This is a genomic window from Flavobacterium sp., assembly GCF_043760115.1.
Classification (GTDB): Bacteria; Bacteroidota; Bacteroidia; order Flavobacteriales; family Flavobacteriaceae; genus Flavobacterium.
Genome location: NZ_JAYUPK010000008.1, coordinates 20,492 through 30,151, shown reverse-complemented (window position 1 = coordinate 30,151; position 9,660 = coordinate 20,492). Strand labels below are relative to the sequence as shown.

Annotated in this window: 10 protein-coding genes; 6 read left to right on the top strand and 4 right to left on the bottom strand. The window is 28.5% G+C overall.

Features of this window, described 5'->3' with window-relative positions; translation table 11 throughout:
- The 3 genes from ACH2BC_RS00580 to recF form a co-directional block, all read right to left on the bottom strand.
- Nucleotides 1-594, bottom strand: a 594-nt coding sequence (locus tag ACH2BC_RS00580) for a DUF2461 domain-containing protein (protein WP_395051980.1), incomplete at its 3' end; no start/stop codon positions are given.
- Between the two features lie 120 nt (nucleotides 595-714).
- Nucleotides 715-1,425 (bottom strand): rhodanese-like domain-containing protein, encoded by a 711-nt coding sequence (locus ACH2BC_RS00575; protein ID WP_395051979.1) that lies wholly within the window; start codon nucleotides 1,423-1,425, stop codon nucleotides 715-717.
- 32 nt (nucleotides 1,426-1,457) lie between these two features.
- Nucleotides 1,458-2,537: a DNA replication/repair protein RecF gene (recF, locus tag ACH2BC_RS00570; protein ID WP_395051978.1), complete on the bottom strand. Its 1,080-nt coding sequence runs from the start codon at nucleotides 2,535-2,537 to the stop codon at nucleotides 1,458-1,460.
- A gap of 144 nt (nucleotides 2,538-2,681) precedes the next feature.
- Here recF and ACH2BC_RS00565 point away from each other — a divergent pair, with 144 nt between their 5' ends.
- Nucleotides 2,682-3,476 (top strand): tol-pal system YbgF family protein, encoded by a 795-nt coding sequence (locus tag ACH2BC_RS00565; RefSeq protein WP_395051976.1) that lies wholly within the window; start codon nucleotides 2,682-2,684, stop codon nucleotides 3,474-3,476.
- 299 nt (nucleotides 3,477-3,775) lie between these two features.
- On the top strand, nucleotides 3,776-4,282 hold the full coding sequence (gene ribH, locus ACH2BC_RS00560; protein ID WP_395051975.1) for a 6,7-dimethyl-8-ribityllumazine synthase: 507 nt from the start codon (nucleotides 3,776-3,778) through the stop codon (nucleotides 4,280-4,282).
- On the opposite strand, the gene ACH2BC_RS00555 is transcribed toward ribH, so the two are convergent.
- Nucleotides 4,271-4,714 (bottom strand): DUF4268 domain-containing protein, encoded by a 444-nt coding sequence (locus ACH2BC_RS00555; protein ID WP_395051974.1) that lies wholly within the window; start codon nucleotides 4,712-4,714, stop codon nucleotides 4,271-4,273. The genes ribH and ACH2BC_RS00555 overlap by 12 nt on opposite strands.
- Before the next feature lie 190 nt (nucleotides 4,715-4,904).
- Here ACH2BC_RS00555 and mutL point away from each other — a divergent pair, with 190 nt between their 5' ends.
- The 4 genes from mutL to ACH2BC_RS00535 all read left to right on the top strand — a co-directional run bounded on the left by mutL (nucleotide 4,905) and on the right by ACH2BC_RS00535 (nucleotide 9,659).
- Nucleotides 4,905-6,755 (top strand): DNA mismatch repair endonuclease MutL, encoded by a 1,851-nt coding sequence (mutL, locus tag ACH2BC_RS00550; RefSeq protein ID WP_395051973.1) that lies wholly within the window; start codon nucleotides 4,905-4,907, stop codon nucleotides 6,753-6,755.
- A complete protein-coding gene (locus ACH2BC_RS00545; protein ID WP_395051972.1) occupies nucleotides 6,752-7,555 on the top strand; it encodes a rhomboid family intramembrane serine protease in 804 nt (267 codons plus the stop codon). Before mutL ends, ACH2BC_RS00545 begins: the two co-directional genes overlap by 4 nt.
- Nucleotides 7,556-7,582: 27 nt before the next feature.
- On the top strand, nucleotides 7,583-8,464 hold the full coding sequence (locus ACH2BC_RS00540) for a rhomboid family intramembrane serine protease (protein WP_395051971.1): 882 nt from the start codon (nucleotides 7,583-7,585) through the stop codon (nucleotides 8,462-8,464).
- Nucleotides 8,465-8,609: 145 nt separating this feature from the next.
- Complete coding sequence (locus tag ACH2BC_RS00535) at nucleotides 8,610-9,659, top strand: endonuclease/exonuclease/phosphatase family protein (protein ID WP_395051970.1); 1,050 nt, start codon at nucleotides 8,610-8,612, stop codon at nucleotides 9,657-9,659.
- Nucleotide 9,660: the final 1 nt, after the last annotated feature.

Genomic DNA, 9,660 nt, shown 5'->3' with positions numbered 1-9,660 from the left:
AAAATCTTTATCAGAAAATAATTTATCATCTAATTTTTGCGAAGCTGTAAAACTTTTAAATTTTAATAATTCAACTGCTGGATGATTGGAATCAAAATCTTTTGGTGCTTTTTTTAATTTGTTTGTATCGTCAACAGAAAGTGAATCGTATTCTTTTTTAAAATCAGAATTGTTTAAAACAGCTTCTAAATCTTCATGAAAAAATTCTATTTCTTTTCTTATTTGTTTTAATTCATTTACCTCTGGACACCAAACTCCGCCAGCAACAAATGAATTTCCTTTTTCAAAATGAATGTAATAACCTGGCGAATTTTTACGATTTTTATTTTGAGACAGCCAAACTCCAATATTTGTTTTGTATGGCGATTTATCTTTAGAAAATCTAATATCGCGATTGATTCGAAATGTACAGTTTTTTATTTCTAACGGTTCTAATAATTTGTCTAACGGTTTCATTTCTAACAATATAGTTGCAATATAATTGTGATATGATTTTTTAAATTCTTCATATCGTTTTTTATTGGCGTGCATCCATTCGGTATTGTTATTTGCAATTAAATCTGCAAGAAATAGTTGTGCTTCTTTTGTAATCATCAGTATTATATTAGTATTATAAAAACCTTGTACTTCCTATTTTACATTTAATATTTTCGTATTTCGCACTTCGTAACTCACACTTCGTATCTCGTACCTCGTATTTCACATTTCGTACTTTTATAAACGTTTTCTTAAATCTTCTTCAGATAAAAATCCAATATTTTTCCAAACTTCTTTTCCGTTTTCATAAATTAATATAACAGGTAAGCCAGTAATTTTCATAGATTCTAAAAGCGTTTTATTTTCATCTGCGTCTAGCATTATTAAGGATGTTTTATCTTTTAATTCTTCTTGTAATTTCAATAAATAAGGTTTCATTTTCTTGCAAGGTTCGCACCATTTTGCCGAAAAATTAATAATTACTTTTTGATCAGAATTTATTAATTTATCAAATTCAGCCGAGTTTATTCCTGTTGGTTTAACAGTCGAAGCAGAAGTTTTTTTGCCTTTCCATTTCATAATTCCGCCATCCAAATTGTAGATTTCTGTAAATCCTAATTCTGATAATTTAGTTGCAGCTTGAATGCTTCTTCCGCCAACTTTGCAATACACAAATACTGGTTTAGATTTGTCTAATTTTTCTGCATTTGATACAAAATCGTCACCATTCCAATTAATATTTTTTGCATTTTCAAGATGTTCAACAGTATATTCTTCTGGCGATCGAACATCAATAAGTTGCGAATTTTTTTTTGATAGTATTTTTTCTTCAAACAGTAATCCTTCAATTGTTTTAATTTTTTCTTCTTTTTCAACAGTTTTTGTGGCTTGTCCGTTGCAACTTACTAGAAATAAGTTTAGAACTATAATTGAGATTATTTTTTTCATAATAGGATTTTAATTTTCAGCTAATTTACAAATTAAAGATTAAATATTTTATACGATTGATGAGTCGATTTTACAATTTCTTCTGTTCGTTCTGGATGTGTATCTGATATAAATAATTGTCCAAACTGATCTTCGTTTACCATTGCAACAATTTTACTAACTCTAAATTCATCTAATTTATCAAAAATATCATCAAATAAAAGTATTGGTTTTTCGCCACTTTGCTTTTTTACAAATTCAAATTGAGCCAATTTTAAAGCAATTAAAAACGATTTTTGTTGTCCTTGAGATCCAAACTTTTTTATTGGATAATTATCTATTTGAAAAGATAAATCGTCTTTATGAATTCCAACTGATGTGTAGTGTAAAGCCCTATCTTTTGCTAGATTTTTTTCTAGTAATGTAATTGTATCTGCTTCAAATAAATGACTTTCATAAACCAATTGTACTTGCTCAGACGAATTGGTAATTTCTTTGTGATACCTATTAAATATAGGAAGGAAATCGTCAATAAATTGCTTTCTTTTTTCAAAAATAATTTGCCCCAAAGAATTTAATTGTTCATTATATATAGACAAAGTATCGTTTTCAAAAACGTGATTTAGTGCAAAATATTTTAATAACGCATTACGTTGCATAATGATTTTTTGATACTGAATAAGCTTTTGCAAATAATTGGCATCCAATTGCGAAATTACAGTATCAATAAATTTACGTCTGGTTTCACTTCCTTCAATAATTAAATCGTTGTCTGCAGGAGAAATAATTACAAGAGGAATAAAACCAATATGATCTGAAAATTTCTCATATGATTTTCCGTTGCGTTTTAAAATTTTCTTCTGACCTTTTTTAAAACTACTTACAATTTGTTCTGTTCTTTCATTTTTTTCAAATTCGCCATCAACAACAAAAAATTCTTCATTGTGTTTAATATTTTGAACTGCTAATGGATTAAAATAACTTTTTCCGTTTGCCAAATGATATATTGCATCAAGCACATTGGTCTTTCCAACTCCATTTTTTCCTACAAAGCAGTTGATTTTTACATCAAATTCAAAGTTGGCTTCTGAAAAATTTTTATAATTGAATAAAGATATTTTTTTTAAAAACATTTGTAATGGCTTACTAATACTACAAAAAACGAAAAATTATTTTGTCTTTTTTTAAGAGCGTGCAAATTATTGAAAAATATCGACAAAATGACTTTCTAATTAGAATAAAAATTTTATTTTTGCGCACACTAAATTAAATCTAGAATGGCAACTTATAATAAAAGAGGATACAAACCAGCAAAAGAAAAAGAAGAAAAATTAGACAATAATTTTCTTGAAAACACTACAAATGTTGACGAAAAAAGTAGTACAACTGCTGGAGTTTTTAATTCTCTTGATGAAACTGCAAATAAAACAGAAGCTTTTGTAGAAAAAAATCAAAAATATATATTAGGATTTCTAGGTGCAATTGCATTGTTAACTTTAGGATATCTTGCTTACCAAAAATTTATTGTAGAACCAAATGAAATTACTGCAACAGATGATTTATTCGTTGCACAACAAAATTTTCAATTGGCAGTTGATGGAACTGATGTTAAAAAACAAGATTCTCTATATAAATTAGTGCTTAAAGGATCAGAAGGAAAACAAGGTGTAATTGGAATTGCAGATCAGTTCTCAGGAACAGATTCTGGAAACTTAGCTAATTATTATGCAGGAGTTTCTTCATTAAATTTAAAGAAATATGACGATGCAATTAAATTTTTAGAAAAATTTTCGTCTAAAGATGATTTTTTAAGTTCTGAAGCTATTGGTTTAATTGGTGATGCTTATTCTCAAAAAAATGATAATGCAAAAGCATTAGAATATTATGAAAAAGCAGCTAACAATAATGCTAATGAATTAACAGCTCCAAGATTTTTAATGAAAGCTGGACAAACTGCTTTAACTTTAAATAAGAAAGCAGAAGCATTAAAATTCTTTACAGAAATTAAAGAAAAATACGATGCTACTCCAGAAGCGCAACAAATTGATGCTTTAATTGGAATGGCTCAATAATAAGTAATCAGTGCTCAGTAATCAGTTTTCAGTATTCAATAATCAGTATTCAGTAATCAGTTTATTACTAATTTTTCTGTAATCAGTTTATTGAATAGTTAATAAATTGTATATTATTAATTTATTTTTCTATAGTTTTCTTTATTTAAACTGTAAGCTCATAACGAACACTGATTACCATAAACTGCTAACCGAATACTAAACACTGAACACTGAATACTGAACACTGAGCACTGAACACTGAACACTGATCACTGAACATTGAGCACTGAACAATGAGCACTGACTACTAAAAAAAAATGGCTACAGCTAATAAAAATTTATCAAATTACAATAAAAATACAATCCCAAACGCGAAAGATTTTCGGTTTGGGATTGTTGTTTCTGAGTGGAATGAACACGTTACAGAAGGTTTGTACAATGGAGCAATTGCTGCACTTTTAGATTGTGGCGCAGAAATTGAAAACATTATTCGTTGGAATGTTCCAGGAAGTTTTGAACTAGTTTATGGTGCAAAACGAATGATTGATACACAAAATGTTGATTGCGTAATTACAATTGGTTGTGTAATAAAAGGAGAAACAATGCATTTTGAATTTGTGTGCGAAGGCGTTACACAAGGCATAAAAGATTTAAATATTCTTACCAATGTTCCAGTAATCTTTTGTTTACTAACAGACAATACCGAACAACAATCTATAGATAGAAGTGGAGGAATTCATGGAAATAAAGGTACAGAAGCTGCAATTGCTGCAATAAAAATGGCAGAATTAAGAAAAACATCATCTAATTTTTTAGGTATTTAGTTTTAAATCTTTAATATAGTCTTGATATTCTAAAAAGAATAATTCAAATTGTATCATTTTTTCGTTGAAAAACTTAAAAATTTCTTCCCAATTGGATTTGTTATTCATACTAATATTATTTTTTTCAACCCAAATTCGGCTAATAATTTTCCCACTTTCTAGTTGAAAATTTCTTTCAAAAATAACATCTTGTAAGTAATCTGTTTCTAAAATAGTTTTTAATGATTCTATTTTTTCATAATAAATTTTTCGTTTGTCCTCTTCTTTATTTTCAATATCAATAATTACTTTGATGTTTTTATTATCTGTATAAAATTTAAACGAAAAATCTTTAATATCAGTGTTGTACATAATCCATTTTCGTGGATATTGCGCTGCAAATTCAATCCAGAATTCTCTTTTTATTCTTAAAGCATCTTCTTTGCTGTACATTATTTATTGGAATTTTATTTTTATTTTGCAAATTTATGAAATTAAGAAGTGGCAGAATGATTTTTTTGTTTTTAATAACTTCTTAACTATAATAAACAATAGATTTTACTTAAATTTGCTAACTAAGATTTTAAGTGATACTACTTTTTAACTGAACACTAATAACTGAACACAGAACACTAAATAAACAATGTCTAGCATAATTCAATTACTTCCAGATCACGTGGCGAACCAAATTGCAGCAGGAGAAGTTGTGCAAAGACCAGCATCAGTAGTAAAAGAATTACTTGAAAATGCTGTAGATGCTAGAGCTACCGACATAAAATTAATTATAAAAGATGCAGGAAAATCGTTAGTTCAAGTAATTGATAATGGTTTAGGAATGAGTATTACCGATTCGAGATTGTGTTTTGAACGTCATGCAACTTCTAAAATTCGTCAAGCAGAAGATTTATTTTCTTTACATACCAAAGGTTTTCGAGGCGAAGCATTGGCATCAATTGCAGCTATTGCTCATGTAGAAATGAAAACCAAGCAAGATCAAGAAGAACTTGGAATACATATAGTTATTGAAGGAAGTAAGTTTGTTTCACAAGAGCCATCGGTTTTGCCAAAAGGAACTTCGTTTTCTGTTAAAAATTTATTTTTTAATATTCCGGCAAGACGCAATTTTTTAAAATCAGAAACGGTAGAAATGCGCCATATTGTTGATGAGTTTCAACGTGTTGCTTTGGCACATCCAAATATTTATTTTACAATGTATCACAATGGAAGTGAACATTTTAATTTACCTAATTCTAATTACAGACAACGAATTGTAACTATATTTTCGGGAAAAACTAACGAAAAATTAGTTCCAGTTCAAGAAGAAACCGAGATTGTAAATATTCAAGGATTTGTTGGCAAACCAGAATTTTCTAAAAAAAATAGAGGCGAACAATTTTTCTTTGTCAATGATAGATACATTAAAAGTGGTTATTTGCATCATGCAGTTATGTCAGCTTTTGACGGATTGTTAAAAGATGGTGCGCAACCTACTTATTTTTTATATTTAAATGTTCCGCCAAATACTATAGACATTAATATTCATCCAACTAAAACCGAAATAAAATTTGACGATGAACACGCTTTGTACGCCATTTTGCGTTCGGCAATTAAACACAGTTTAGGACAATTTAATGTGGCTCCAATTTTAGATTTTGATAGAGATCCAAATTTAGATACACCTTACGAGTATAAAAATGCTAATGCCAATTATCCAAAGGTTGAAGTTGACACTAATTATAATCCTTTTTCAGACGAAAAACCTAACAAACATTTTTCTGGAAATAACAATTATAAAAAGCAAGAAAATACTGCTAGTTGGGAAAGTTTGTATGTTGGATTAAAGCAAGATACACAAGATGTTTCTAATTTTACATTTGAAAATGATGAAGTTACAGCATCATTATTTGACGAAAAAGAAGAAGAGCAAACCATTAATAGAACGTATCAAATTCATAAAAAATATATTGTAAGTCCAATAAAATCTGGAATGGTAATTATGGATCAGCAACGTGCGCATCAACGTGTTTTATACGAACAATTTCTCAGAAATATGACTGTAAAACAAGCTTCAAGTCAGCAATTATTGTTTCCGTTACAGTTGTATTTTTCTTCTAATGAGTTAAAATTATTATCAGAATTACAAGCTTCGTTAGAAAATACTGGATTTGTATTTGAAGAAAATCAATCCGATTCGGTTCACATTTCTGGCATTCCAATTAATACAACAGAAAGTGAGGTTTCTATAGTTTTAGAACAATTAGTAAGCGATTTATTGGATGGAATTCCAGATTCTAGTTTCAGTCAAAACGATACTATTGCTAAATCTATGGCTAGAAGTTTGGCCGTAAAAACTGGAACTTATTTAACCGAAAAAGAGCAAGAAAATTTAGTAAATAATCTTTTTGCTTGCAAAGAACCCAATGTTTCTCCGTTTCAAAAACCAACTTTCATTACCATGCGTGTGGAAGATTTAGATAAAAAATTTGCTATATGATGAATGTTACACCGGTTGTAAAACAACTTTTAATAATTAACGTTATTTTTTTTATTGGAGCACAGTTTAGTCCAATAACTAACGAATATTTTTCTTTGTTTTATTTTGAAAGTACTAATTTTAGATTTTGGCAACCATTAACTCACATGTTTATGCACGCCAATTACATGCATATTTTTTTCAATATGTTTGCGTTATATTCATTTGGAAGTAATTTAGAACATTTTTGGAATGGTAAAAAGTTTTTGTTTTTTTATATATCCTGCGGATTAGGTGCAGCTGTTCTTCACTCAGCAGTAAACTATTATCAAATACATTCGTTATTGGATAGTGTTTCTAGTTTAAATTTTTCTAAATCAGATTTAACGGTTTTATTAAATTCAGATTTACGAAATGTATTTAATGACGATGGAAAAATGGTGGAAAGTACAGTTCAAACTATTTTAGAAAAAGCCAATTGCTCACAAGATCAATTTAATACAATTGCTCAAGCAAATGCTTTAACCAGAACGGCTGCTGTTGGTGCTTCTGGCGCAATTTATGGGTTACTTGTAGCTTTTGGATTTATGTTTCCAAATGCAACATTAGGTTTGATGTTTATACCAATTCCAATTCCTGCAAAATATTTTATCTCTGGTTTAATTGCGATTGACCTATTTTTAGGATTAAAAGGTGATTCATTTTTTGGTGGAAACGGAACTGGTGTTGCCCATTTTGCTCACATTGGTGGCGCAATTACAGGTTTTATTATGATGTGGAGTTGGAGAAATAATAAGTTTAATCACAACCGTTGGAATTAAAAATTTTAAGAATTAAAAAGAATATATATGAATATAATTAACGATTTAAAATTACAATACAAAATGGGCGGCATTGTAATTCGACTCATTTTTATAAATATATTATGTTATGCTGTACCAGGAATTGTGTTTGCAATTTTAAGTATGTTTAAAATTGATATAGATTATAAAAGTTTTGTTGCTTTATCGTCAGATTGGAATATTTTACTTATTAGACCTTGGAAAATATTATCATACTCCTTTTTTCATACAGGATTTTTTCATATTTTATTTAATATGTTGATGCTTAATTTCTTTGGAAATTTATTTACAACCTATTTTACACAGAAACAATTGCTTGGATTATACATTTTAGGAGCTATTTTTTCGGGTTTATTTTATATGATTGGATATACTTTTTTACCAGCTTTAACTGGAGTAAATGCTACTGTTGTTGGTGCTTCTGGCGCAATAATGGCAGTTTTATTGGCAACCGTAAGTTATCAACCTTATATGGAAGTTCGTCTATTTCTATTTGGAAATGTAAAGCTTTGGCAAATTGCTTTGGTATTAATTATTATTGATTTAATTCAATTACCAATGGACAATACTGGCGGACATATTGCTCATATTGGTGGCGCCATTTTTGGATATATTTTTATAAGATTAATGCAAAACGGAACCGATTTAAGTAAATTAGTTTCTAGTGTTATAGATTTTTTTGTTAATTTGTTTCAAACAAAAAAATCAAACCCTTTTAAGAAAGTTCACGTAAATGTTAAAAAGCCAACTCCAATTAGACAAAGTAAAATTGTAACAAAAGATAAAACGCAACAACAAATTGACGATATTCTTGATAAAATTAGTCAATCTGGTTATGATAGTTTGAGTGTAGATGAAAAAGAGTTTTTGTTTAAAGCAGGAAAGTGAGTAGTCAGTGTTCAGTGTTCAGTGATCAGTATTTAGTGTTTATTTTAGGAATTATTTTTGTATTTAATAATTAGAATCAGATTAATTACTATTTAAGTTAAAAGAAATTAACTTTGCGTCTTTGTGCCTTCGTGGCAAAATATATATGAAGAAACTCTCGTGGTTTAATAAAGTATTTTTTTTCTTTAATATAGTACTTACTGTATTGACGTTTCTTGCTTATGTTTTGCCATTTCTTGCGCCAAAATTCTTTCCTTTTTTGTCGGTTTTAACTTTAGTATTGCCATTATTTTTAATTTTTAATGGTTTGTTTTTTCTTTATTGGTTGTTACAAATAAAACGGCAAATGGTACTTTCTGGAATTGTTTTAGTACTGGGAATTACATTTATAAATAAGTTTTATAAATTTTCTACTACAGATAGTCAAAAGGAGGAAAGCGATTTTGTTGTTATGAGTTATAATGTTAGATTATTTAATCTTTTTAAATGGTTGCCTAATGATGATGTTGCCAAAGAAATTGAAAATTTTATAAACGAACAAAATCCTGATATACTTTGCATTCAAGAATATTCAGAAAATGCTAAAGTAGATTTACGCATTTACAAGCATAAAATTATTTTTATGCAAGGCAAAAAGATTAGAACTGGGCAAGCTATTTTTTCTAAATTTCCAATTATTGATAATGGCGAAATTGAGTTGCCAGAATCTGATAATGCTATAATTTTTGCAGATATTAAAAGAGGAAATGACACAATTAGAGTTTATGATATGCATTTAGAATCTGTAAAAATCACTCCAGATGTGAATGAAATTCAAGATAATGTTAATGTAATTGACCAACAAAAATCGCAATTTATTATAAAAAGAATTAGTAAAGCATTTGAAAAACAACAACTGCAAGCAGAAATTTTAAAGAAACATAAAGAACAAACTAAGCATCCAATTATTGTGTGTGGCGATATGAATAACAGTGCGTTTTCTTATGTTTACAGAAACATAAAAGGTAGTTTGAATGACTGTTTTGAAGAAGCAGGAAAAGGATTTGGACAAACTTATAATTTTAAATATTATCCAGCGCGAATAGATTATGTTTTTGTAGATAAAAGTATCAAAGTAAAAAGTTTTACCAATTTTCCAAAGTTTAAAAACTCCGATCATTATCCAATTGTGGCTCGATTGAATATTGAAGAATAGT

Bases quoted from the DNA above. Each gene is read 5' to 3' on its own strand.
- ACH2BC_RS00545 (WP_395051972.1), top strand. From the start codon at position 6,752: ATGATGAATGTTACACCGGTTGTAAAACAACTTTTAATAATTAACGTT.
- ACH2BC_RS00540 (WP_395051971.1), top strand. From the start codon at position 7,583: ATGAATATAATTAACGATTTAAAATTACAATACAAAATGGGCGGCATT.
- ribH (WP_395051975.1), top strand. From the start codon at position 3,776: ATGGCTACAGCTAATAAAAATTTATCAAATTACAATAAAAATACAATC.
- ACH2BC_RS00535 (WP_395051970.1), top strand. From the start codon at position 8,610: ATGAAGAAACTCTCGTGGTTTAATAAAGTATTTTTTTTCTTTAATATA.
- ACH2BC_RS00555 (WP_395051974.1), bottom strand. From the start codon at position 4,714: ATGTACAGCAAAGAAGATGCTTTAAGAATAAAAAGAGAATTCTGGATT.
- mutL (WP_395051973.1), top strand. From the start codon at position 4,905: ATGTCTAGCATAATTCAATTACTTCCAGATCACGTGGCGAACCAAATT.
- ACH2BC_RS00565 (WP_395051976.1), top strand. From the start codon at position 2,682: ATGGCAACTTATAATAAAAGAGGATACAAACCAGCAAAAGAAAAAGAA.
- ACH2BC_RS00575 (WP_395051979.1), bottom strand. From the start codon at position 1,425: ATGAAAAAAATAATCTCAATTATAGTTCTAAACTTATTTCTAGTAAGT.
- recF (WP_395051978.1), bottom strand. From the start codon at position 2,537: ATGTTTTTAAAAAAAATATCTTTATTCAATTATAAAAATTTTTCAGAA.